The sequence below is a fragment of the Tardiphaga sp. 172_B4_N1_3 genome, from assembly GCF_052076035.1.
Taxonomy (GTDB): Bacteria; Pseudomonadota; Alphaproteobacteria; order Rhizobiales; family Xanthobacteraceae; genus Tardiphaga; species Tardiphaga robiniae.
Genome location: NZ_CP197238.1, coordinates 5,611,827 through 5,636,423, shown reverse-complemented (window position 1 = coordinate 5,636,423; position 24,597 = coordinate 5,611,827). Strand labels below are relative to the sequence as shown.

The 24,597-nt window shown below is 58.0% G+C and carries 18 protein-coding genes; 3 read left to right on the top strand and 15 right to left on the bottom strand.

The features are described 5' to 3' along the window. The first annotated feature begins 111 nt into the window (after window positions 1-111). Window positions 112-2,046: an HlyD family type I secretion periplasmic adaptor subunit gene (locus tag AB7783_RS26600; RefSeq protein ID WP_441279768.1), complete on the top strand. Its 1,935-nt coding sequence runs from the start codon at window positions 112-114 to the stop codon at window positions 2,044-2,046. 80 nt (window positions 2,047-2,126) lie between these two features. Here the strand turns inward: AB7783_RS26600 and AB7783_RS26595 are convergent, their stop codons facing one another. The 3 genes from AB7783_RS26595 to rfbC all read right to left on the bottom strand — a co-directional run bounded on the left by AB7783_RS26595 (window position 2,127) and on the right by rfbC (window position 5,550). Then, window positions 2,127-3,425, bottom strand: coding sequence for a DUF4910 domain-containing protein (locus AB7783_RS26595; RefSeq protein WP_441279767.1), 1,299 nt, complete (start codon window positions 3,423-3,425; stop codon window positions 2,127-2,129). Between the two features lie 83 nt (window positions 3,426-3,508). Then, window positions 3,509-4,798 (bottom strand): methyltransferase domain-containing protein, encoded by a 1,290-nt coding sequence (locus AB7783_RS26590; RefSeq protein ID WP_441279766.1) that lies wholly within the window; start codon window positions 4,796-4,798, stop codon window positions 3,509-3,511. Window positions 4,799-4,971: 173 nt separating this feature from the next. Next, on the bottom strand, window positions 4,972-5,550 hold the full coding sequence (gene rfbC / locus AB7783_RS26585) for a dTDP-4-dehydrorhamnose 3,5-epimerase (protein WP_441279245.1): 579 nt from the start codon (window positions 5,548-5,550) through the stop codon (window positions 4,972-4,974). A 584-nt stretch (window positions 5,551-6,134) separates the two neighbouring features. Between rfbC and AB7783_RS26580 the strand changes: the two genes are divergently transcribed. Next, a complete protein-coding gene (locus AB7783_RS26580) occupies window positions 6,135-7,595 on the top strand; it encodes a glutamate-1-semialdehyde 2,1-aminomutase (RefSeq protein ID WP_441279244.1) in 1,461 nt (486 codons plus the stop codon). Between the two features lie 306 nt (window positions 7,596-7,901). Here the strand turns inward: AB7783_RS26580 and AB7783_RS26575 are convergent, their stop codons facing one another. Beyond that, a complete protein-coding gene (locus tag AB7783_RS26575; RefSeq protein ID WP_441279243.1) occupies window positions 7,902-9,362 on the bottom strand; it encodes an undecaprenyl-phosphate glucose phosphotransferase in 1,461 nt (486 codons plus the stop codon). A gap of 35 nt (window positions 9,363-9,397) precedes the next feature. Further along, entirely contained in the window at window positions 9,398-10,069 is a 672-nt protein-coding gene (locus AB7783_RS26570) for a Crp/Fnr family transcriptional regulator (RefSeq protein WP_441279242.1), read from the bottom strand. A 450-nt stretch (window positions 10,070-10,519) separates the two neighbouring features. On the opposite strand from AB7783_RS26570, the gene AB7783_RS26565 reads away from it, so the two are divergent. After that, a complete protein-coding gene (locus AB7783_RS26565; RefSeq protein WP_441279241.1) occupies window positions 10,520-10,744 on the top strand; it encodes a hypothetical protein in 225 nt (74 codons plus the stop codon). Here the strand turns inward: AB7783_RS26565 and AB7783_RS26560 are convergent. The 10 genes from AB7783_RS26560 to AB7783_RS26515 all read right to left on the bottom strand — a co-directional run bounded on the left by AB7783_RS26560 (window position 10,741) and on the right by AB7783_RS26515 (window position 24,528). Beyond that, window positions 10,741-11,457, bottom strand: coding sequence for a LuxR C-terminal-related transcriptional regulator (locus AB7783_RS26560; protein WP_441279240.1), 717 nt, complete (start codon window positions 11,455-11,457; stop codon window positions 10,741-10,743). The genes AB7783_RS26565 and AB7783_RS26560 overlap by 4 nt on opposite strands. A gap of 233 nt (window positions 11,458-11,690) precedes the next feature. After that, a complete protein-coding gene (locus AB7783_RS26555; protein WP_441279239.1) occupies window positions 11,691-12,749 on the bottom strand; it encodes an NAD-dependent epimerase/dehydratase family protein in 1,059 nt (352 codons plus the stop codon). Window positions 12,750-12,758: 9 nt separating this feature from the next. Continuing rightward, window positions 12,759-13,604, bottom strand: a complete 846-nt coding sequence (gene rfbF / locus AB7783_RS26550; protein WP_441279238.1) for a glucose-1-phosphate cytidylyltransferase — start codon at window positions 13,602-13,604, stop codon at window positions 12,759-12,761. Between the two features lie 163 nt (window positions 13,605-13,767). Continuing rightward, on the bottom strand, window positions 13,768-15,003 hold the full coding sequence (locus AB7783_RS26545) for an Ig-like domain-containing protein (protein WP_441279237.1): 1,236 nt from the start codon (window positions 15,001-15,003) through the stop codon (window positions 13,768-13,770). Window positions 15,004-15,157: 154 nt separating this feature from the next. Continuing rightward, window positions 15,158-16,405 carry an O-antigen ligase family protein gene (locus AB7783_RS26540; RefSeq protein WP_441279236.1) on the bottom strand — a complete coding sequence of 416 codons (1,248 nt, stop codon included), beginning with the start codon at window positions 16,403-16,405 and terminating at the stop codon, window positions 15,158-15,160. Window positions 16,406-16,553: 148 nt separating this feature from the next. Next, window positions 16,554-17,474: a glycosyltransferase family 2 protein gene (locus AB7783_RS26535; RefSeq protein ID WP_441279235.1), complete on the bottom strand. Its 921-nt coding sequence runs from the start codon at window positions 17,472-17,474 to the stop codon at window positions 16,554-16,556. A gap of 58 nt (window positions 17,475-17,532) precedes the next feature. Further along, window positions 17,533-18,777 carry a lipopolysaccharide biosynthesis protein gene (locus AB7783_RS26530; RefSeq protein ID WP_441279234.1) on the bottom strand — a complete coding sequence of 415 codons (1,245 nt, stop codon included), beginning with the start codon at window positions 18,775-18,777 and terminating at the stop codon, window positions 17,533-17,535. 201 nt (window positions 18,778-18,978) lie between these two features. Then, entirely contained in the window at window positions 18,979-20,088 is a 1,110-nt protein-coding gene (locus AB7783_RS26525) for a glycosyltransferase family 2 protein (RefSeq protein WP_441279233.1), read from the bottom strand. A 310-nt stretch (window positions 20,089-20,398) separates the two neighbouring features. Next, the gene (locus tag AB7783_RS26520; protein WP_441279232.1) at window positions 20,399-22,408 is read right to left on the bottom strand and encodes an Ig-like domain-containing protein; all 2,010 of its coding nucleotides are present in this window, start codon (window positions 22,406-22,408) and stop codon (window positions 20,399-20,401) included. Between the two features lie 533 nt (window positions 22,409-22,941). Next, window positions 22,942-24,528, bottom strand: coding sequence for a GumC family protein (locus tag AB7783_RS26515; RefSeq protein ID WP_441279231.1), 1,587 nt, complete (start codon window positions 24,526-24,528; stop codon window positions 22,942-22,944). Window positions 24,529-24,597 lie beyond the last annotated feature (69 nt).

Sequence of the window (24,597 nt, the reverse complement as noted above, 5' to 3'; positions counted from 1 at the left end):
TCCGACAGCTAGCTCAAGTGGAGCCTTCCAGATGACAGGCCATATCGCGTGATCGAAGCAAGGGCCAGCGCGCTCCGCATCGCCAGCGATCCGGGGCTATTTGCCTTGCGTATGGTGTTCCGTCTGCGCGGCGCGGAGCAGGTCGCGATGAATGTACCGGCGACCGTTAGCGGCGGCCCGGTCGATGTCGATGGTATCCTGCAATACGCCAGGCACGCCGGCTTCTCCGCCCGTTGTATCCGGGCGACCTGGTCAGACCTCGCCGAATATCACCTCCCGGCCATTGCTCCGCTCCGACGTGGCGGCTTTGCGATTCTCGGCGGGGTCGAGGGCGACAAGGCCGTCGTTCTCCACACCGAGCAATCGCGACCAACCGTGATAGGCCGCGCCGAATTCAACGAGATGTGGGACAACCGCATCGTCCTTATCGGCGCCCCTGACACGCTGCCGGCCCCTACGCAGCCATCCCGCTTTGAATGGTTGTTCGCCGCCCTAGGCCACAATCGTCAACAATTCATGGCATGGCTGCGCACGTTGCGTTCGCGGGCGGCGGCGCGCGAACCGGGCGAGCCGACAGGCATGAACCGGGGCGTCCTCGCGCTGTCCGGACGTGCGCAGAAAGTCGGCGGCGCCATCAGCCGCCTCGCGCAGCGGGACAAGTCCTTGACGACCGACGAACTCAGCTTTCTGCCGGCGGCACTGGAGATCGTCGAAACGCCGCCCTCTCCCATCGGCCGCACTATCCTGTTCTCCATCGTCGGCGTTTTTACCTTCGGGGTCATATGGGCTTCGATCGGCACCATCGACATCGTCGCCACTGCACCCGGCAAGTTCATCCCGAATGGTCGAACCAAATCGATCCAGCCGCTCGAGGCCGGGGTGGTTCGGGCGATCAACGTCACCGACGGGCAGGCGGTCAAAAGCGGCGACGTGCTTGTCTCGCTCGATGCGACCATGAGCGGCGCCGAGCTCGAGCGCCTAAAGAGTGACCTGCTGGGCTCCCGGCTTGATGTCGCCAGACTGACGGCCGCTCTCAGCCGGAAGCCGGACATCCTGGCTGCCTTCTCGCCACCCGACAATGCGCCGCAGTCCCTTATCGAGATGCATCGCCGTTATCTGACCAGCCAGATCGCCGAGCAGGGCGCCAAGCTCGCCTCCATCAACAGCCAGATCACCCAGAAGGAGGCCGAGCGAACGACATCGAAAGCGCTCAGCGAGAAGCTGAGGTCCGTGATCGGCCCGCTGCAGCAGCGGGTCGAAATCCGCGAGCAGCTATTCCAGAAGGGCCTCGGCTCCAAGCTATCCTACTTGACCGAGTTGCAGGATCTGGTCGGCCAGCAAAAGGAGCTCTCAGTGCTCGACAGCCGCCATGCGGAGGCGGAAGCGGCAATTACAGTCCTTGTCGAGATGCGCACGAGAACCGTCGCGGAGCACGAGAGGGCCTTGTTCGAGGATCTCGCGAAAGCCGAGCAGAAAGTGGCCGGCTTGTCGCAGGATGTCATCAAGGCGGAACGCCGAACGTCGTTGCAGACATTGACCGCGCCTATCGACGGAACGGTCCAGCAACTTGCGATCCATACCGTTGGCGGCGTGGTCACGCCGGCCCAGTCATTGATGCTGATCGTACCAGCAGATAGCCGGCTCGAGATCGAGGCGACGATCTCAAACCGGGACATCGGCTTCATCGCGCCGGGACAAGAGGCCACCATCAAAGTCGATACGTTCACCTATTCAAGGTATGGGCTTTTGAACGGCCATATCCTCAGCATCTCGAAAGATGCCATCCCGCGCAGCAAGCCACCGGCTCAGGGAAGCGAGCCGTCGTTGTCGACCACAGCGTCCAGCAGTGAGCCGGCCGGACAAGAACTGGTGTATTCCGCACGTGTATCCATCGACCGAACGGAGATGCAGATCGACAACAAGGCCATTCCGCTGTCGGCGGGCATGGCTGTCACGGTGGAGATCAAGACAGGATCGCGGAGCATGATCAGCTACATCCTGTCACCGCTGGTACGTTATCAGCATGAGAGCCTGCGCGAGCGATAGCGACAGACAATGTATCAAACGCCTAATCGGGTCGGCGATCGGGATATCTCGGATTGAGATATTTTGCGGGGCGAGTTGCCCTATTGTCGCATCAGCAGATCTGCCGATGTCAGCGCCACCGCAGCCTGCTTGAGAATATCCCATGGCAGGCCCGATCGCTCGGCAATGTCGAGCAGCGATGCAGTGCCATCGGACATATTGAGCAGCCAAAGCAGTGCCATCTGGTAATCGTCGGCGGATGTTCCGCCGATCCCGCTATACAGCCCATAGTCGCCGAGTTTCGGCTCTCCCATTGGCTTCTGATTGACGTAAGTGACGTTGTTCTCGATCACGTCAATAGTCGCAATTGCCCTGTCCAACGAGTCCCGCAAGGCTGCGGGCTTCACGAACGACACGTTGTCGGCGGACGTATGGTATTCCGGAAACTTTCCGTGCGGGGTCCGCATGAAGCAACCAACAGAAAGATTGATCCCGGGCGAACAATACTGCCGCTCGTCATAACCGAATGGCGAGAATGGCACGACGGTGAACGGATCCCCACTCTGCTGCAGTGTATAGACCCAGGCGCGATCGATCTCGGCTTCGCCGCGGCGGCTGCGCTTATAGGTCGGCGCACCGGCATCGCCCACGCAAGTCAGCACAAATCCATGCTTGATACTGCCAATCGCGGCCTGATTCAGGGCCAGCCAGGCGATCGAGCCGATCGTGCCCGGCACGAACAGAAACCGGTAGGAATAGCGCAGGTCCCGGTTTCGCAGATACTGCGCCAGTGCCGCCGCGACTGCGATTCCCGAAAGATTGTCGTTGGCGAGCGACGGATGGCAGATGTGACACGAGATGAGCACCTCATCTGCGGAATTGCCTGCCAGACGCAATTGACCATAGGTCAGATGGCCCGGTTCCAGAACGGAGTCGATGCAAACTTCGTATTCGTCCTCTTGCAGCGAAACCAACTGGTTATGAGCGACGCAGAATCCCCAAGTGGGCGAATAATAAGATGTCCTGTACGGCACACAATCCGGATGATCGGGATCGCTGAAGAGATATTTCTTCAGTTCAGCGAGACTGAGCCTGACGTGAACCGGCACGCTGTAACTGACCACATGCAGATTGCTTGCGCGGAGGTCGACGATACGATCTCCCGCGCTACTCTTGATATAGGCATCGCGGATATTCCATTCCGCAGGTATCGTCCAGTCGAACACCTTCAGACCGGACGGCACCTCGCAAGTTGTCAGCGGGATATAGTCTTGAATTTTCCGCAAAGTCTGCCGGAGGCCGTTACCCGTGATGCTCCTGCAGATCGGAAACAACTCCGAAACCAGATGATGCATCGCACGGCCGCTGAGATCGGAAGACAGGTCATCCGCCTCGAACATATTCTCAAGCCTGCCGGAGACGACCTTGCGAACCACATCGTGCATTTGACCCACCTCTTCCAAGAATCCGAAGTCGTCGCGGCCTAGGCGATCACGACCGGATGCGGGATGGGCACAATGAACTTTGCGCCCCAGCTGCGCGCGAAATCCAGTTGATCCACGACCTCCTTCTGAAGATTCCAGGGCAAAATAAGGATGTAATCCGGCTTCGTCACTCCGATCCGCTCGGGCTCGTAGATCGGAATATGCGTTCCGGGAAGAAGGTGACCTTGCTTGTGCGGGTTACGATCCACGGTATATTCGATCAACCCCGACGTGACGTTGCAGTAGTTCAGAAGCGTATTACCCTTGGCGGGCGCACCATATCCGACGACAATTTTTCCATCCCGCTTGGCAGCGACCAGGAACTCGGTCAGCTGGTGCTTGGTTTCGAGCGCGCGCTCCTCGAAAGACATATAGTGCTTCAAATCCCCGAAGCCGGCTTCTGTCTCCTTCGCGCGCAGGGCGGCGACCCGGTCGGAGACGGGGTGAATACCGCATTCGTCGTGCTGCGCATAAATGCGCAACGATCCGCCATGCGTCGGGATCTCTTCGACGTCGAACAGGGTCAGGCCATGCGCGGCGAACACCTTCTGGACAGTCAAAAACGAGAAGTATGAGAAGTGCTCGTGATAGATCGTATCAATCTGGCACTCGTCGAACAGGCGCATCAGGTGTGGAAATTCAAGGGTCGCAACGCCCTCGTCGTCCAGAAGAATACTAATTCCGCCGACGAAATCGTTCAGGTTGGGCACGTGGGCCAGAACGTTATTGGCCACCATGTGGCTGGCACGCAGCCCCTCTCGCCGCATCGTTCGAGCGGTCTTTTCCCCGAAGAAATCTACCCGGGTCGGAATGCCGCGTGCGCGAGCCACAGCCGCCACATTCTGGGCCGGCTCGACACCAAGGACCGGTATTTCATGCTCGGCGAAATACTGCAGGAGATAGCCATCATTGCTGGCGATCTCGACGACGTTCTTGTCGGCGTTTAGGTCGAAGCGCGCAATCATGGCTTCGACATAGCCTTTCGCATGCAGCAGCCAGGAATCGCTGTAGGACGAAAAATAGGCATAGTCACCGAAGATATTCTCCGGCGTTTCCCATTCCTCCAATTGCACGAGAAGGCATTCGCTACAGACGAACGCTCGCAACGGAAAGAATTTTTCATCGGCTCTGGCAGCGTCGTTTTTCAAATACGAGTTGGCGAGCGGCGACATTCCGAGATCGAGAAACGTATGTTCGAGCGGCGCGCTGCAGAACCTACAGCAGGAATCGCTTGCATGCGCCCCACTGGCGACAGCACCGATCGATGTCGAGATCACTTCGTGGTTCAGCATGGACAACTCCTAATGCGCAAATGCGTCGATTGAGATGCATTCCAGAATTAGGGAGCCTCGCGCTAGCTCACTTGACACCGGTCAAGTTTCCGCTCCGCAACTTTTAGCGACGTTCTCGGGACGTCTGACAGACGCGGGTGTTTAACGAGATCTGGTCCGAAGGGAAGCGACTAGGACAACACATCGACAGAAGATGTCATGCGCGAGCGGAGCTCTTCCGACGTTTCGGAGAGGCTTCGCCACATCGTGTCTCTCTCAGAGAGCACCTGCACGGGTGGCCATGCGATGGCCAGCGCGGGATCATCGAACCTCAGACCGCCTTCGGCACCTGTCGTGTGAGCTCCTCCCATAAAGTATAGAAGCTCTGTGTGATCGGTGAGGGTGACGAAACCATGGGCAAATCGCTTTGGCACATAGAGGCCACGACCGTTCTCGGCTGACAGCTCAATGCCGACATGCTTCAACCATGTCGGCGATTCCGGTCTCAGGTCGACGATCACGTCGAATACCGATCCTCGAATGCATCGAACATATTTATCCTCTGCAGCCGGAGGATACTGAAAGTGCATTCCACGCAGGGTGCCCTGCTTACGATTGTAGCTGACATTTGCTTGGATGGTGGCCAGATCAATACCTTGACGGGAGAATGCCTGCACGCAGAGAATCCGCGAGAAATAGCCTCGGTGATCCGCAAACCTATCGACATCGACGATAAAGGCGCCGGCCAGAGCTGTCTCGGAGACGATCATCTGCGCGCACCATATCGCTTACGGCGCACCATACGTTTACATAAGCGCATCGCAGCGGGCCAATTGGCACGCAGCCGCATCTCCGTGCGCGGCATTGCGCTATGGCAGGCGTAGGCGAACCTACGAGACTGCAAACTGCAAGATCTGGGCGGCGGTCCGGAATAACGCAAAAGTCCAGACGATCGTCGAGACTGCAGCCAGCGCAACGACAATCGCGGGCCAGCCAATCCCACGTTTGGTGTTTGAGACACCAGTTGCTTCGCTGAGAAAAGACGGCGCATTTGAATTGTCCATATCATGTCATCCATGAACGACCAGGAATCCAATGCATCCTAGTGTCGGCCGTGCTCAAGACATGACGACGCTCAATAACGCAACGCCTCAGCGTAAGAGATTTGATGTATCACGCGCGGACGCCGATTCCTTCTCACCAGATCGGTTGCCACGCCCGTCCGTCACACAACGTCACCAGCAGCATGAAATTTGACGAATCTCATATTTCGCGTGCGCCGACAGCGTCAGTCTAAGGGCTTAACTTGATGCCTTTTTAGGTTTTTTTAATTCTCTCCCTCGGGGGCGTTCAAATGACGTATATTTCTTGTCCAGATGGCATAGCTGAAAGCGGGGCCGATGCTCCCGCTTCACTACGGTCCAGAGCACATGCGCTAATCCCGGGCGGAGCGCATACTTACGCAAAGGGCGACGATCAATTCCCGGCATCTGCGCCAGGCTTCATTACGCATGGCCAAGGTTGCCACGTGTGGGGCATCGATGGACGTGAGTACATCGAATACGGCATGGGATTACGTGCGGTTGGACTTGGCCACGCTTATCCTTCAGTCGTCGCGGCCGCTGCGCGCGAGCTCGGGCGGGGCTCAAATTTCACCCGACCTTCCCCTCTCGAAGTCGAATGTGCCGAGAGCTTCCTGGGGTTCGTCGCGAGCGCCGACATGGTCAAGTTCACCAAGGACGGCTCGACAGCCACGTCCGCTGCCATTCGGCTGGCACGCGCGTTCACCGGTCGCGACACCATCGCGCTCTGTTCGGACCATCCATTCTTCTCGTATGACGATTGGGCAATCGGGAAGACGACGATGGATGCTGGCATCCCGAACAACACGAAGTCGCTGACACAGACGTTCAAATATAACGATCTCGCCTCGGCAAAACGGCTGTTTGCATCCCGGCCAAATCGCATCGCCGCGCTTATTCTCGAGCCAGAGAAGAATGAACCTCCCGCCCCCGGATTCCTGACGGGCCTTCGCGATCTGTGCACGCGCAATGGCGCACTGCTGATCTTCGACGAGATGATCACCGGCTTTCGATGGCCGACCTGCTCCGCACAACGGCATTTTGGTGTGACGCCGGATCTCTCCACATTTGGCAAAGCGCTCGGAAACGGCTTTGCGATCTCCGCTTTGGCAGGAAAACGCGATATCATGACGCTTGGCAGCCGCAACCATGGTGCCCGGCGCGTATTCCTGCTCTCGACGACTCACGGGGCCGAGACCCACGCTCTCGCTGCCGCCATTGCGGTTATGAAGATCTATCGTGACGAGCCGGTTATAGAAGAGTTGGAAAGGCTGGGCGACCGCCTGAAGACGGGAGTGCAGTCTGCAGCGGCCCGGCACGGCCTCAGCAGCCACTTCAAGCTGGAGGGCCGCTCGTCCAACCTGGTCTATTTGAGCCTCGACGCCAATGGCTCCCCGTCACAGCCCTTCCGTACATTACTCATGCAGGAGGTCGCCCGAGCCGGCATCCTCGCGCCCTCTTTGGTGACATCCTACTCCCACACCAACGACGACATCAATCGGACGATCGACGCTATCGATCGTGCATTGGCGGTCTATCGGAACGCGCTTGAGAACGGCATCGACCACTATCTCGAAGGGCCGTCGGTGCGCCCGGTCTTCACCCGAAACGGAGATCGAGCAAGCAAGGCCGTTATGGCGCCGATCATCCACACCAACGCCAAGAGTGGGCGAGCCCCGCGCAAGTCCCTTGTGACCCGTCAGGGAGCCCAGCTGCGCAGCTTACCCGTCTGACAACCCGGCCTGGCGAGATATCGACCTCGAGCGTCTGTTGCCACGCAAGGACACGGCCGCCCGGCCGGGCTGTCTTGGCACCAGCCCGCGCAGATATGCTCCCGCAATGACATCGAAAGGCGCTCCTGTCGGGGATACGAGCCACGCTGATAATCACGAGGCTCGACGTTCAGGCATAGCCCGTACAGATCACTGTATCGCCGCGATACACTCATCCACTGATAGCCGAGACGCTAACGCGTGGCACTCTGGCGCCGGCGTGCCCTGACAGGCACGCCGAAACACGTCACGTGGAGATGATGCTGACTAGTAGACGTTATCGGTCTTCAAGACCCTGATCACAGTCAACGCCAGAATCCGGATGTCGAGCCAGATCGACCAAGACTCGATATACCAGAGATCACTCTCGACACGCTGCTGCATCATTTCGATCTGGGGAGTCTCGCCTCGGAACCCGTTAACCTGGGCCCAACCCGTGATACCGGGCTTGATCTTGTGCCGCATAGCATACGTCGAAATCAGTTTGGCATATTCGCTATCATGTGCGAGCGCGTGCGGGCGCGGCCCGACCAACGACATTTCGCCGCGTAGCACATTGATAAGTTGCGGCACCTCATCAATGCTGAGCTTGCGCAATAGAGCCCCAATCTGGGTAACTCGTCGGTCGTTCTTTGTAGCCTGGACAACGACCGGACCATCGTCGCTCCCCCGCATTGTCCTGAACTTGTAGATGCTAAACGGCCTGCCGTTGAACCCCATACGCTTCTGCAGAAACAGAGGCTCTCCAGGCGTTTCCCACCAGATCGCGATACCAACGATTACGAAAACGGGAAACAACACGACGAGCGCCATCGCGGCAAGCACCTGATCCATGAGTTGTTTGAGGATGAGCTGTGCCTTGGTCAGCGGTGCGCGCTGCAACTGCACCGCCTTGGCCATGCCGAATTCCACGACGGGGCTGTCAATCAGACGAACAAACTTGCTGTCAGCCACGAGCCTGATCGGGATCGGCAACACCCTCAGTTCTTGTTCAATCTGAGCGACGGCCTCAAGTAGATCCCAAGGCATCGCAATGATGACTTCCTCGACGTCAGATTGACGAACAATGCGGATCAGATCCCGCATACTTTCCTTGAGGGATACATCATCGAACAGGCGATCCGCGCCAACAGTCAACGTCATCGCGGCAACGACTTCATGCCCGGAACCGTCGAGCTGGTGCAGCGCCTCATTGTCCAACAGCTCGTCGTCCAGGCCGACAAGCACCACCCTGTTTGGCCGCAGCCACCGAGACCTGATAACATGGACGCACGCTGCTGCCACCAGCACCCGCATCGTCGCCGTGACGACGACCCCGCTGGTCAAATAGATAACGACCCAGCCCCTCGAAAATGTCGCACCGCTCTTCAACAGAAAGACCAATCCCGCGAGACACGCAAAGGTCGCCGACCAGGTCAGGATGGAGCAACCAACCTGCCAACGGACTTGGAGCAGCCCCGGTGACCGGTACAGCTTCATGGCATGCGCGAGTGCCGAGTAAACGATCGCAACGGCGCATCCCGAGCCCAACGCGCCTTTGATCTCGCCTATATTTGCGACAAGCTGGGCGTCATAGACCGCTCCCGTCACGAGCGCGAGACCGGCTATCCATGCGAGATCAAGAAGCGCAACGATGGGCGAGACGATATCCAGAGACTTCGGAATGCCGATGTGCTCGTGAAACGCACCCGCAGATAACTTGCTATCCTTCCCTACTCTTTTCGACATGATCTCGCCTCGCTAACTATTCCTCCTGATGTTTCTCAGCGTTGAGTGCGCGTGCTCGCCACCCGCATCAGCCCTTCGCGATCAAGATATTTGATCGTTTTCCGATTGGGCAGATCAATCAGTTTCTTCGCTCTGAACTGCGCAAGCGTACGGCAGACCGTCTCAAGTGATGTACCAACGTGGTCCGCGATATCGGCTCTGGGCAACAGCAGACGCAGTGCCGATGGCCGCTTGGGATCTTCGCGAAGGTTTGGCTGGATGCGGAGCAAGAACCACGCAACGCGCGCAACGCATGTGCGCTGGCTCATGGTAAGCGCCAGCGAAAGCGTCTCCTCGAGTACCTGATGTGTGCCACAGGGTGCCCCTGCCTGACAGACATTGGCAACCGAGGACCGGATCACCCGGCAGTCCGTGACGGCCTCGGCGGTGAACTGCTGACAGGATTGCCGCGTTGGCATGACGACGTCGCCTGGCCAGTAGAATGCCAAGACCTGCCGATTTCCGTCCGGCAACAGGCGTACTGCCCGGACGACCCCCTCCACAATTTCGATCTTCTGATTTTGCTCGTCACCTTCCCAGAAGAGTGCCCGTCCTCGCGGAATGACGATCGGGGACGGTACGCGCCCTAGCACAGGTCTACTAGGTGGCAAAAATACGCCGATAGCGGGCTGAGGGCTGTAGGAACGGGAAACCATGTCTAACGGCATCGGTCAAATCCCCTTACGCTGAACGCAATCAAGGTGACATGACGCCAAACTTAATAAAACTCTAGCTTCCGTGTTACGACTTGGTGTGGCTTCGGCTAAGCGATGTGGACTAGTCTACTAACTCTATCGCTCACATATTGCAGTCAAGAGAGGCAAAAGAAGCGCATATTTGCCTTTTTCAGCGTCTTTGCGCAGTTCATTTCAGCAAAGCTCTGACTGTCCGATTGCGATGTGTAGTCTGTCGAAATCCGCACACATTGTCAGCATGAGAGTGACGATATCCTCTCCTTTTTACTTCGGACGTCAGATCACCCACACTCTTCGTACGCCTCCGCTCACGCCAGCGAGGCTCCAGACCGGTTCATCGAGCACGCGACAAGCTGCACGCGTCGGGCGTGATGACAGGGGAATCGAAGCAAGCAACCATCTGCGATGGTAAGGTCAGCCGCGATGAAGACGAATGGACTGCAATGGGAAGCGTTCCGCTCCACCGAGATGCGGCGGGCTGGTCAGTTCTTCATGGCGCTCGAAACGCTTCGCGCGGTTTCACGCAGGCAGTCGGCCACGCCAGCACGCGACAAGGGGCTTCAGCGGCCCTGCGATTTACAATTGGATCTGGCGAAGCCACTTGCTTGGACACCGCGGATCACTAACGTAGATCGCATCTTTGGCTAAGCCGGGTAGCGCAATCGCGTCCTGGCACTGTCGTTTCCGTCCACGAGAAAACGCGAACCGGAGTTTCGGCCTGAAGCGCCTCGTGCCAGACCGACAAGCTTGGCGGCCATGAAAGCCGCCTCGGTTCGATTACGAGCTCCTAAAGCACGCAGCAGGGCAGCTGTGTGGATCTTGCTCGTCCCTTCGGCGATGCTCAGCTCACGAGCTATCTCCTTGTTCGACATACCTTGAGCAAGGAGGGGAAGCACTTCGTTCTGTCGTCGGGTCAAACGCAGATTTTCGATGCTCAGATTAACCGACGGTTGATCCGAAGCCGCGTCAGGGTCTCCATCCGCAAGCCAACGAGGTACATAGATGCGCCCCGAGAGAAGGTCGCCGATCGCCGTCAGCAGCTCGCTGTCGGATTGGAGTTTGTAGATGAAACCGTGAAAACCGGCAGAGAGGCACCCGAGCACATCAGTCCGCACGTTGGACGTGGACATCACGGCAACACGCGTTGCCGGCCTGCGCTCGCAGACCTGAGTCAGTGCATCGAGTGAGCGATAATTGAGGCTTCCAACATCCACCAAAATCAGATCATAGCAATCAGCCGCTTCAAATCGTTCGAATCTCGACGCCTCAACAACTCTTGAAGGGGTCAGGCTTGCCTCAATGACATCGCGGAGGCCGTTTCGATAGACGCTGTGCTGATCGATCACTAAGATCACAGACACGACTCGACCCCCAAATACCGAATGTATTGTTCTATTAGACAGTCAATTTCTACGAACTCAAAAAATGATGATAGAATAATGTGCAGCGCACAAAAACTACCGCCAATTTTAGATTTGTCAACTCACCCGTTCCCATGGTGATATGAACGCCGCTCGACGCACCGTCGGCCACCCGGAAATCGTAGTGCGCTATTGGCCAACCATGGTTCACCCCTGGCCGAATTGATAGCCTGCTATATGACAGCACCTACAGGTGCCATGTTCGTCATGGGCGTCCAGAGCAATCGAAGATCCAGCTGCTCGGTATCTCGAAGATGTCGCAGTTCGGCCAATCGCGTGAACGGGGTCGCAGTGAACATCGTCTCGTTGAGCTGAATGCGCTCAAAGACACTTTTTAGCTGCGCAGCGCCGGATCGAGCGTCCCACTTGCAGGCGAAGCTCGGTATCCGCTCCTTGATCTTGGCGAATGATACGCTGTAGCTCCGATCATCGGCCCCCGCTGCACCGAATGTCAGTACGGCATCCGGAAATGTCTCTTTGACGATCTGTGCAATATCACGCACAGCATAGTTCTGGCTCTCGTCACCGACATTGAACGCTTCGCCAGCGACGGCTTCTCGTGGAGCCTCTAGTGCAAGCACAATTGCCTGGCAGATATCGTCGATGTGAACCAACGGGCGGAGCGGCGTTCCGTCGCTCATCACGCGAATGGTCCCGGTCGTGAACGCATAGCCAGACAGGTTATTGAGCACCAAATCGAACCGTTGCCGCGGCGACGCACCAAAAGCCGTCGCGTTGCGCAGGAAGACGGGCGTAAACCGATCATCCGTCATCGCCTTGACGTCATGCTCCACAAGCACCTTGCATCGGGCATATGCCGTCCGGGGATCTACCGGCGAAGTCTCGGACTTCATCTCGCCGCCGGACGCCCCGTAAATGCTGCATGACGATGCGTAGATGAACCGCCCTACCCCAGCCGCCTTGCATTTTCGCGCAAACGCGACGGAGCCTTCATAGTTAATTTCCATCGTCATCCCGGGATCGTTTTCACCAAGCGGGTCATTGGACAGTTCCGCCAGATGAACGACAGCGTCGATCCCCGTGAGGTCCGCGACAGATAGCTGCCGCGTGTCCTTGGAGATCACCATCGGGCGCGTGCAGCCGTCATCGAACAGCCAACCGCGACGATATAGCCCAGTGTCGATCCCCGTGGCATCGTGACCGTAACTCAACAATTTCGGGCCAAGGACTGCACCGATGTAGCCGTCCGCTCCCGTATAAAGTACACGCATACCGCTACCTCAGATGCTTGGCTGGTGAATGGAGAGCGGCTCGGCAATCCGGCCGCTATTGGCCGGCAACGCCGGCTTCTGGTCCCACACACACCATGGCGGCTTGCCGCTGTCCCACTGGTCCTGCAGGACCGCCTTATCGCGCAGCGTATCCATGTTCTGCCAGTAGCCGCGATGCCGATAGACCGCGAGCTGATCCTGTTCGATCAATCGTGCGAGCGGCTCGTTTTCCCAGCTGATGCTGTCATTGTCGATCATATTGAGCGCCTGCGGCTCGACGACAAAAAAACCACCATTGATCACATGCCCATCCTGCATGTCCTTTTCACGGAAGTGCGCTGCACGCGGCCTATCGGACGATAGATTGATCGAGCCGAAGCGACCTGGCTGCTGGACAGCAGTCACCGTGGCGAGAGCGCCTTGTTGGTGGTGGAATCGGACGAGCTCCTGCACATTCACATCGCTCACACCGTCGCCATAAGTCATGCAGAATGTGGAGTCGCCGAGATAATCCCTGACGCGTTTCAGACGGCCACCGGTCATGGTTTTCTCGCCGGTGTCGACGAGCGTCACCTTCCACGGCTCCGACGTATTACGATGGGTCTCGATCTGGTTGCGCTGAAGGTCGACGGTGAAATCGCCCTGATGCGGCAGATAGTTCAGGAAGTAATCCTTGATGACATGGCCCTTGTAGCCACAGCAGATCACGAACTCGTTCAAGCCGTGATGCGCATAAAGCTTCATGATGTGCCAGAGGATGGGCCGGCCGCCAATTTCGACCAATGGCTTGGGAACGACAGACGTATGCTCGCTCAGTCTGGTTCCATAGCCGCCTGCGAGAATTACGACCTTCATGCGCCTCTCCTGTATCATTCACTCAGCACTGGCGACATCCGCTCGGATATCGGCTGCGAACTGAACTGAGGCTAGGCCGTCGCTTCGGCCTGAATTTGATAGCAGTCAACTCCCGGCGCAAAGTAGACGACCACAAATGGTCACGATCCTCGCGACTACACCACTACGCCCGGGATCTCCGCTTCACGTTCGCGCCTGCCAATATGAGCAACAGCATCAGTGATACGCTGGACATCACGTCGAACATCAACCTTGCATCGAGATGATGGGCCCGCACCGTATCTGCCCTCGTTTCGAACGCGCCGACCTCGAATGAACCTTTGACCAGGGGTGTGCGATCGGGGATCGACAACGACAGCGGCCGAGATGGTCGCGCCACGTCTATCTTCACCGTCATTGGAGTCGAGGCAACCTCGGGACCATTCTGGCTCTCTTCCTCTTTGACAACGAAACTGTGTTTCCCAACCTTCAAGCGCCCCGTCTGAAAATTCCAGACCCCGTTGTCATTCGCCGTTGCCAGCCCGATCTGTCGATCGCCATCGAAGACTCTGACGACGTTGCCGGGAATTGCACGACCAACCAACGTCAAGACATTTGCCGACGTCACGCCGTCACCTATTGGTCCTGTATCCGGCGAGAACGACACGATTGCTGGACTCATCGACAGAGTGGCATCCCTGGACACAGCCCCTGGGGTATCACGTGCGGATACGATCAGCGGCGGTGGCGGGTCGGCATGCAGCTTCACCGCGGTCGACGAGTAAAATCCAAGCGTGGACCACCCGGTGGAGAGCTTGATCCAGTTGCTGCTTCCGGCGCCTGGATTATTGCTGTGGTCCTGCAGATATGGTGCACGCCCGTCGCGCCACCAATCCGCCCCGACCATGGCGATCAGATCAAGCTTGTCATCCGTGACCCGAATATCCATCTGGACATACACGGCATCGATCGAGCCAGCGACGTAGATACCGCGCGAGCCGAACCAGAAATGATCATTGTAGTCGCTGGCCGGCGGGCTGAAACTGATGACGCCGCCATCTCGTGGCACCGTCGTCATGGGGTGGCCGGCATTGTTCTGGAAACTTGACACGAAATGACCGCCGACGATCTGCGATTTCGATTGGTCCTGCACCAACATCCAGCCGCCGCCCTTCAGGCGGACATACGTCTTGGCATTTGCGACTTCGATGGACGACGTCGGACTTGAATACGGATCGGCGCCAATCCTCTGATAGACTTGCCCCCATCCTTCGACGGCGGTGAAATCCGCCGGAGGAATTTTTTTGCCGTCGTTATTCCACCCCTTGAACCAGTTGTAGCTCCTCGGCACGCCAACGGGGGCCCCCTCACTCTGCCCCAACGTATTCTGCTTCACCACCTGACGAAATGAAACGTCCATCACAGACCTCGCGCCTCATCCGAATTAACCGGATTCATCCCGCATGAAACGCATCATGCTTTCTGCAGCTTCAAGATTTCCGTTGATAGGGCCGATCAGAGAAGACAATCGACCGGCGATCCCTGGCCTCCAAAACTGCGGTGCAGAACAACCGTCATCTCCACGCACCGGCGCGCATATATGGCGTGGGTTTGCGAGCAACCCGTTTGGCAGTGCATCGCCCCGCATATGAGAAAAACAGCGCCATCGACGTAAAATTATCGACGAGATTCTCTGATATGAAATAGATCAGCAAAACCGTGAACAGAATGCGCGGCGCCTGCTCCTTGAGCGATGCCAGGATAGTTGCAACGAACACGACGAAGATGGCGCCACTGAACAGGCCGTATTCCGCCAGTATCCGGAGATAGTCATTGTGCGGCGGCATCGCTGCGTTGGTGATAAGACCTGTCTGCCCTGATCCGAACCCGAACAGAATGACGCCTAGCCCCTGAGATGTATAAAGGTCCCAGATGTCGGACCAGTGAATCACGCGAAAGAACGCCGATAAGTCGGTCGTCCCTGTCATGACAACCAGGTCCTTGTACGACATCTGCGCGACCGTGCTCGGACTGAGACTCCAGATCAACGCGATGCTGTCGAGACCCGTCATCAAACGATCGAGCGCGCCCACCGCGTAGGCGCACATCCCTCCGGTCCCGATGATGACAAAGGCAATCACGACTTCCTTCCGCAGCGGGAACACGGACCACATACCGATGGACACGATGGTTGCAAGCGCCGGCCCAACGCGATTCATCAATATGGCATTCATGAACTGCAGAATGAGGACCTTGTTTCCCAGCCATGGGGAGAAAGCGAAGAGCAACGCCGAGAAATAGAGCGCTGCGGTATTGGTGTTGGGGAAATAGGAAAGCACGTCGGGATATTCGCGCCCAACATAGATCTTCGTGGTGCTGGTCAGCATGAACAAAATCGGCAAGACACCGAGAACATAGATGCACCGTTTCTCGCCCTTCCCGATGTCTCCGGGAGCGGTCTGCCCCGCCAGATAGAAGGTGTAGATGGAAACGTATTTCAACGTATCGGGAATGCTTGCTGTCGAGCTGTTCGCCAGGTAGCTCAGGCCGGCAAACACGCTGGCAGATACTGTAAGAGCCTTGTGAAAGCTATTGTCCGCATACGAGGTAAGAATAAAGTAGATCGAGCACCCAACCAGAAACAGGCTACATGCATTGCTGACCCCGTTAAGGACGGTCGCACCTATCGCATGATAGCCGAAAGTCAGAACGTTCATGGTGACCAGACCGATGCCCGTCACCAGGAAGAAATTGTTGGCGCTAGCCGACGCTGCCGGAAAGCTGCCTGGCGGAAACTGTGTGGCGATCGTCAACTTCTGCAACGCATCCGACCTTTCCCGTCCGCTTGCGCATCGACGCGGCGACGATCACCCCGACTCCTATTTCATCTGGCGCTGTCCGATTTGATTACCGTCAATAGTGCTGCCAAACGGGTCGATCAGGCGACCGCGAACTTGCGGGCGTAGCGTGTCAGTGACTGCGGCGCCATTTCAGAATCGGGGCGGCGATCGACCGACCCAGGGGCGTCCGTTGCAAACCAACCTTTAGAAGGTCGATTGCCGGCGACGGCAGCTGTGGCATCAATTCGTCACGGATGACGAAGGCGCCATCGCCCGTTTCCTCGTCGCAGTCGGCTGCCTTTCTTACCCGGTCCTGCCAGCTTGCAGTCTCGCAAGAGACATCCTTGAAGTACTGAGCCGACCAATCCTTCCGCGCGGCGGTGGGTACCGTCAGTGACTTGTTGGCTTCGTGCTTGAAGATCGTCGGCTGCGTTTGCCGAATGGCCAGGCGCCGCATGATTTGAGAGGGTGAACGATATGGAAAGTGTTTGAGACGAATTCGTGACGGCGAGGTGAGCCCGCGATTGTCAGGCCAGATCAACCCGTTCCAGATCAAATCACGACGATGACGCACGAAGCGCGGCTCGCTCCAATTGTTCTGGTAGAATTTCAATCGCTCGCTGACGGGACGATCAAGCCATTCCTGCGGGCTTTCTTCATAGGCATCGAGATCAACATCCGTGAAGTAGTAATTGCAGGTTGCCGAGAAGACGAATCCGAACCGGCCTGGCAGGTCAGCCAGGAAGCTCCGGGGATTGTCGATATAGATTTCATCGCCATCGAGCCTGCACCACCAGTCCCCGGGCGTGGCGACGGATCGATAGCACTCGAATATCTCGCCACGCAGCTCGTCCGCGAATGGACGGTCGTCGCGTCCGACCAAGACGATCTGTCGATTTTTCCGGGATAGTTGCTGGATCGTCGCCCACGTACCATCCGTGCTTCCGTTGTCGAAGACGAAGATCCTGTCGCTCCAGCGCAACGCGCTCTCGAGCGTTTCGCCGACGATGTCGTTCTCGTCCCGAACACAGCATATGCTGAAGATTCTCATCGTCCCCTCCGTTCCCGGACGACATGCCTGCTGTCGTGAACCAGGCTGATTTTCATGGTCAGGAGATCCCGATCGGCGCTGCCGAATCGACACTGGCGCTGCGGCGCCAGGGCATTGGCAGCCCAAACAGCAACCAGTGGCGCCATATCAGCATGGCTATCGACGTGATCAGTATCGCCGCGCCGGCTCCGCGCAAACCGGCGAGCGGCAGAAGGACCAATTGGGCGGCTACCAAAGCGACGATGGACGCGACGTTGGTAATCGTCATGATCCGATCCTGATGGGCGGAGAACAATGCCATGGCGCCGAAATCCGCCACGTATCGCACGGCCATCCCCATGACGATCACCCAGAGCGCCGACAGATATGCGGTGAGAGCGGACTGGCCCAGGAGCGGAAATGCGAGCTGAAACGCCGCAGCAATCCCCCCACTGAGGATCAGGGACGCAGCTGCAGACACCTTCATGAAGCGCCATGCCAACTGGCGATGGGCGGGAAGCCCTCCCGCACTGTAGGCGTGCATCAGCAGGGGACGCTGTTTCTGCTGCAGGACCAGCGCAAGGAACGTGGTCGTGGCATTGGCCACGGTCCAGAACAGAAAGTAGATCCCGGCAATTTTGATCCCGAGAAACAGGGTTACCAGATATCGGTCGATATACTGGCTGGCTACAAAACTGAGATCGCTGACATAAAAGAGGTAGGATCTTTTCGCTGTTTCCCAGATGAATGACGGTCGCAGGCGGGTTGCAAAGGCCGCCTTCCATGGCCACGACCAGCTCATCGCCACGAACAACAACATCGAGACGATCCCGCCGAAAAACCAGGCCTCGAACAGGCATGGCAACGTCCGCAAGCTCGGAAACATGATCGCGAGCGGAATATAGACGACGATCCATGCCGCACCGCGCACGAAGGTGATGACATTCGCCGCCAGATGGCGCTGGAGATTGGAGAACAGGTAGAACACGTCATTGCCGACATGCTCGAGGAAAATGACCCCGACAAGCAGAATCCAGATTGTCGGCGCGTCGAACACGATCACCGACACCACTGCAACCGCCAAAAGCAGGACGTAAACGGCAGATACGAATGTCCAGAACTGACGCAGACTACCGACCATCTCCTCCAGAGGGATGTTCACCGCCGCCCGCATCAGGAGATGGTTCATGCCCAGATTGACGCTCACCGGGATGATCGCGATCGCGCCTGCGGCCAGGCCATACAGCCCTAATGATGAGAGATCGAGATAATGGGCAATGAAGATCGCGAGGGCGAATTTCGAGCCCATGACCGCAGCGCGCATTCCCATGACCATCATCACGACAACGGCGCTATGAAATGCTCTTGGCACAGGCTAAACATCTTTCCGTATGAGACCGCTGGTAGCGACTCAGGATCCAGCAACGCCGGCGCCGAGCATGGACCGTGAATGACCCTTTCATCGGGCGCGTGCGTTGTCATCGCCCGAAATTTAGCAGTTGCTCTCCGCACGATTTGACGGTCGTCATGAATGATGCGGCTTTGCAAAAGGCGCCAGCTTGTGCCCGTCGCGCGCCTCGGCCGGCAGAGACGAATTCAGGCGAGGCGCCCCAGGCACGAATCCCTGCCGTCGCCGCAACTGCGCCGCGATCACTTCCGGGCAGGCCAGCTTCGCGACGAAGCGTATGATGGCCTTCGCATCCAGTCCGACGAACTCCCGCCGGCAGCGCCACATGGCGCTCCATAATTCCTTCATGCTGGCACCGCTGCTGCGGTGATCCGACAGAGCGATCAGCGCCCGGCGCGAGAAGCAGCTGCGCGCCTCCCTTTCGATGCTCCTGCGGTCATCATCGTCGTGCATATGGACGGCGGCATTCTGCCTGACCAGATCGACAATCCTGCTGCCATCGACGAGTAATTTATCGATCTCCAGCCGCGATGTCTCCGATTGCTGATGATATGTGAATGTTGCACAGGCCTCGTTGACGAACCCGGCATTTCCGAGAAACAGCAGCGGCGCCCAGACGGCGATGTCGGACATATGCGGCATATCGAGCGGAAGCCCGCCATTTGCCCGCACCGCCCGCGTCCTCATCACAACACTGCAGATCGTCACCGAGATTCGATCGGCGAAGAATTCCCGCAGGATATCGGTTCCGGCAACGACGCCCGTTGCAAGCGAACGACTGGCGAGCGCCGGTTTCGTGCGACCGATCGAGCCTGCATGCAGGTCGCTCAGTGTGACGACAACCGGCAGGTCCGGCTCCTTCTCGATGAGAGCAGCACAGCGTTCAAGGAGATGTGGAGAAACATTGTCATCGTCAGAGACGATGACAATGTAGTCCCCCCTTGCCCCGGCAAGGCAAGCGTTCCAATTCGGCGCCAGGCCGATATTGCTGGACTGCGTGACGACGCGTAGCCTGCTGTCCGTAAACTCGGCTAGCATGGCTTCGGTGTCGTCGATGGACGCATTGTTGGATACGACGACCTCGAAGTCCGCAGCGGTGGTTTGTGCGAGTGCTGCTGTAACACAGCCCTTGAGGAGCGCGGACCGGTTGAATGTCGGGATGGCTATCGTGAAGAGCGGATGGCTCTGATCGGCTGATGCGGAGCCACCGATATCCGTAGGATTCATGACAGTATCCGAGCGTTGGCCGTCGACCACCTGTGCACCGAACCGCGATCGCTCACCCGGACAGCATCGGGAGAGCGCATTTCCAACAGATCGTTGATCGCGATAACGGTTGCGTCGCCGGAACATTGCAGCGCGGCGGGACGGCGAATTGATAGTCGTCAACTCACCATCGTTGCAGAATTCCGCCGGAAACTGGTTCGGCGCCAGTTCAGCAAAATGCTAACCGCAGGCTTACTTGCTGCCGCAAGGACACGGCAGCAGCAAGACGCCGGCATCACGCCCTCGCCGATCCCGGCTTTGCCGGACACACCTATGCGATTGATTTCGCCAGCAATTGAGGGAGTGCCGCCGTCGCGTCGGGGATGGTGATCAGGCCGATCGGCGCTGAGCTGGGCGACGCCGTTGCGGAATACTGCATCATGAGATTCAGCGCTGCATTGCCTGAACTCGTCGATGCAAGGCTGGCGGAGGACGCCCCATGCATTGTGAGGCGGACGTTATCATACAGCGCGCCGAGTCCGTCGCCGCCCTGCCCGGCCACCTCGCGAAAGGTAAGCCGGTCCAGCCCGCCGGTGCCGGTCACTGAGAAACTAAAGGTGTCCCATGCATTGCCTGGAGGGACCGTCGCGATCAGCTTGTCATTCCACAGCACTTCCATGGAGCAGGTTGACCCGCTGAAGCCGGGGCGCGACCGCGCATCGAAAGCGAGATCGTAGCTTTGCCCTATCTCGGTCTTTACATCCTGATAAAAACCATCACGTGCACCGAGATAATCGAGCTCGCCGTAGTTCACACCATCAGTAGCGCTCACATTGTTGAGGTTGTTCCAAAGCTCGATCGTCCCGCCGGAGATGGCAGTCCAGCCTGGAACGGACGAGAACCCCGCCCAGCGCCCCGCACCGAGCGCAGATTCCTCAAACGATCCGTTGACGAGCAGATTTTTGCCAGAAACCGGCGGCTCGGGTTGCGGCGTCGTTGTATCGGGCGGCACCAGCGGCTTCGTCACCATGACCTTCATGGCGGAGGATGGGACTCCGGTGTTTCCGGCAATATCGGTGGCCGTCGCGGTGAAGCTGTGAGTACTGTAGGACAGGTCAGCCGTCGCAAAGCTCCATGCACCGCTGCCATTTGCCGTGGCCGTGCCGATCGTGCTCCCGCCGTCAAAAATTCTGACGGTGCTGCCCGCTTCCGCGGAGCCGGATAGCGTCAGGCGGCGCACATCTGTCGACCCGTCGCCCACCGTTCCGCTATCGGGGGAGAATACCACGATCTTCGGAGCGGTCGGCGCGATGGTATCGATATTCACGCTGAGTGCCGCCGACGCCACGCTGGTGTTACCCGCTGCGTCCGTCGCCCGTGCGTTAAACGTATGCAGGCCATTCTGCAGCGAGGGCGTCGATATACTCCACGCGCCAGTGCTGCCCGCCCGCACCGAGCCAATCTGGGTCGCCCCATCGAAGATCTTGACGGTGCTGTTGGCCTCCGCCGTTCCAGACAGCGTGAGTGAACTCGCCGAAGTGATCCTGTCGCCGGCAACGCCAGTGTCCTGCGTAAACGCGAGCAACCGGGGAGCCTCCGGCGCGACAGTGTCAGCCGGCGGCACCACGACGGGCGGGGTTCCGGGCAGACCGAGCAGCGGCGGCGGGAGGTCTGCCTGAAATGCAGTCGCGCTCAACGAAAAGTAGCCAAGCGTGGTCCAGTCAGTCGAAAGCTCGACCCAGTTGCTGCTGCCAGCGCCTGGATTGTTGCTATGATCCTGCAGAAAAGGCGCGCTTGCATTGCGCCACCAATCGGCGCCCACGCTGGCGACGAGATTCAGATTGGCGTCCGTGACGCGCATATCCATCTGCACATAGACCGCGTCGATCGATCCGGCTGCATATGAGCCCCGCGACCCATACCAGAAATGGTCGTTATAGCCGGAAGGCGGAGCTGCAAAGGAAGCGTCACCATCGGACTGCGTGGTGACCGTCATGGCATAACCGGCATTTCCACCGAAATCCGAGACGAAATGCGCGCCGGCGATCTGGGTTCGCGACTGGTCCTGCACCAGCACCCACTCCCCTGTCGCCTTCAGGCGGACATATGTCTTCGCGTTCGCCACCTCGACCGCGGCGGCAGGATTCGAATAGGCCGCTGCGCCAGCCTCTTGATATACCTGTCCCCATCCTTCGACGGCGGTAAACGGCGATGGCGGCGTTTTCATTCCGTCGTCATTCCAGCCTTTATACCAATTGTAGCTCAGCGGTACACCTGCAGGAAATCCTTCGCTTTTGCCCAGAGTATTCTGCGCGATGATATCCGAAATCGAAATCGCCATTCACCGGCCCCCATTTATTTTGGAAATTGCGCTTCAGTTGCCCAACTATTGCGCCAATTAATTGTCGTCAGGAGCGCGCTCGCAGCGCGCGAATCACCTATGATCGTTGCAGTGCAATTTGTCGTGATTGTGGTTTGGTAATTAGATATCGGTGCACGCGGCAATCCGACGCGCGCCATCTTTTGTGCGCCCAAAGTTTTGTTACTTGTTTTTCAAGCTGGATCGCGACCTGCGACAGCGATGGGCTTTGCGCACATCGAACCTAATAACTAGGCCAATCGATCTAATTTATTTCGCTGGTGAAACTACATCACGCGATGCTCTGCCTATAGATAAAGGCAGGTAACGCTTTGTGTTCACCGCTCTTCGTTGGGGTTACAGAGCTCGATTCCAATCCGCCACGTCGATTTTCTTTACCAGATCAACAACAAACATCCCACCGATGATCGACGGAATGTTTGCTCTATACCTTCAAGCCTTTTGCAGAGAAGCCGTATATTGCTAAGTCCGTCCTGACTGCCCGGTCGGCCGATTTACTCCGCGGCCTGCATTTCACGCATGTGATTTCGAACAGACCGTCGGACCGCCTCATTGAATCTGATGATGTCATCATCTGCCTCACCAGAATCGTCCACGATTCGCTGCTGCCGCCGCACAGCGGCAAGTTCGAGCAGCACGGCCATGGCCATACCGAGCATCACGCCGCCAACAAGGGCAATCATCACGACGTGAAACAATCGCGGGAAGATCGGAGATACCGGCCTCTCACCCGACTGGATCACACGCACGCTTGAGAGCTGCGTCTTCTTGGCGATGTCCAGATTGATCTGCTCCTCGATCACCCGGCTTCCATAGTGGTCCGCCGCGGCCGATGCACGCGTCAGCACGCGCTTCAAGCGATCATACTCGGCTTCCTTGGTCGACAGCAGCGCAAGCTCCATATTGATCTTCTCCAGTTCGGAAGCGAGCAGCTTCTCGACCCTCAGCAAACCATTCAGGTCGGTATTGACCTTCAGAAGGCTCGCCATGGCGTCCTGATAGACTTTGACCAGCAGCAGCGGCGGGGCTTCCTCGTTCTGGGCAACACCGACGTTGTTCTCCGTCTCCTTGTAATCACGTCCGCGCAAGCTGCTCACAATGCCGGTCACGGTGCGTGACTGATACACAGGACGCATGATCGTCAGTTGATCGAGGATCGCTTGCTTCTGCCCCTTGCGGTCCTCGATCTGCCCCCGCGTGCTTGCAATGGAGGTGTTGAGATCATCGGCCCGTTTGAGCAGCAACATCCGCTGGTCCGCAACCGAGTAGATGGACGCCGCGACGGAGAAATTGCGTAGCTGCGTTCCCGCCTTTTCCGCCTCGGCTTCCAACCGCTTGTTTTGCTGTTCGAAGAAGATATCCGCGCCAGGCACCTGCACGAGGTCTGCTTGCATGACAACCAGCGCATTGGCCATTTCATTGACGAACTCAGCAGCGATGATCGGGTCAGAATACCGGAACGTGATCCGCAGCATATCCGAGCGGCCCTCGGCCCTCGCGATGATCCTGTCGCGCAACGCACCGATCGTCGCCAGCTTTTGCGCGGCCTCGGCATCAACGACCTCGACCTTGGCATTCGGGTCGGACGCTGTGTTGGGGGCTGCTGCCGGCTTAAGGAATGAAAGCTGCTTGGGTATCAACTGAAGATAATCGTAATTCGTGACGCCCTGAATGAATTGCGAGACTACGCCTGGCGCTTCGGCCTTCTTGGCGAAGCGATCGAAACCGACCCGAGAGGCCGCTTGCCGAATGACGTGGTCCGTCGTCACGATTCGCGCCAGCGAGTCCACGCGACTCGACAGATCCATTCCTTCACTGAATGGGGCATTGAGCGTCATTGTTGACTTGTCCTTGATGCCTTGCCCGACCCTCAGCAGCGCGTAGGACTCATAGCGCTCGCCGACTGCATTGAAGAACAGATAGGCGAGCCCCGATGCCAGCGCGACCCCCAGATAGATGACCCGCCGACGGCGCCAGAGAGCCGGAAGAAAATTGGTGAGCGTGTGAGAGTAGCTGTGATTGACTTGCGGCACGGTCGGGCGCTCCCAGTTCGGTTCGACGTCTGGATCGGCCGGGCGCACCGCCTTGTGCGAGTCTCAGCCTTGCCAGCGTCGGGATAGTCCGTGCGCCGCACGCGAATTATTTGACGG

Coding starts and splice junctions, on each gene's coding strand:
- AB7783_RS26600 (WP_441279768.1), top strand. CDS start 112: ATGGTGTTCCGTCTGCGCGGCGCGGAGCAGGTCGCGATGAATGTACCG.
- AB7783_RS26595 (WP_441279767.1), bottom strand. CDS start 3,425: ATGTTCGAGGCGGATGACCTGTCTTCCGATCTCAGCGGCCGTGCGATG.
- rfbC (WP_441279245.1), bottom strand. CDS start 5,550: ATGATCGTCTCCGAGACAGCTCTGGCCGGCGCCTTTATCGTCGATGTC.
- AB7783_RS26580 (WP_441279244.1), top strand. CDS start 6,135: ATGACGTATATTTCTTGTCCAGATGGCATAGCTGAAAGCGGGGCCGAT.
- AB7783_RS26575 (WP_441279243.1), bottom strand. CDS start 9,362: ATGTCGAAAAGAGTAGGGAAGGATAGCAAGTTATCTGCGGGTGCGTTT.
- AB7783_RS26570 (WP_441279242.1), bottom strand. CDS start 10,069: ATGCCGTTAGACATGGTTTCCCGTTCCTACAGCCCTCAGCCCGCTATC.
- AB7783_RS26565 (WP_441279241.1), top strand. CDS start 10,520: ATGAAGACGAATGGACTGCAATGGGAAGCGTTCCGCTCCACCGAGATG.
- AB7783_RS26555 (WP_441279239.1), bottom strand. CDS start 12,749: ATGCGTGTACTTTATACGGGAGCGGACGGCTACATCGGTGCAGTCCTT.
- rfbF (WP_441279238.1), bottom strand. CDS start 13,604: ATGAAGGTCGTAATTCTCGCAGGCGGCTATGGAACCAGACTGAGCGAG.
- AB7783_RS26545 (WP_441279237.1), bottom strand. CDS start 15,003: ATGGACGTTTCATTTCGTCAGGTGGTGAAGCAGAATACGTTGGGGCAG.
- AB7783_RS26535 (WP_441279235.1), bottom strand. CDS start 17,474: ATGAGAATCTTCAGCATATGCTGTGTTCGGGACGAGAACGACATCGTC.
- AB7783_RS26530 (WP_441279234.1), bottom strand. CDS start 18,777: ATGCGCGCTGCGGTCATGGGCTCGAAATTCGCCCTCGCGATCTTCATT.
- AB7783_RS26525 (WP_441279233.1), bottom strand. CDS start 20,088: ATGAATCCTACGGATATCGGTGGCTCCGCATCAGCCGATCAGAGCCAT.
- AB7783_RS26520 (WP_441279232.1), bottom strand. CDS start 22,408: ATGGCGATTTCGATTTCGGATATCATCGCGCAGAATACTCTGGGCAAA.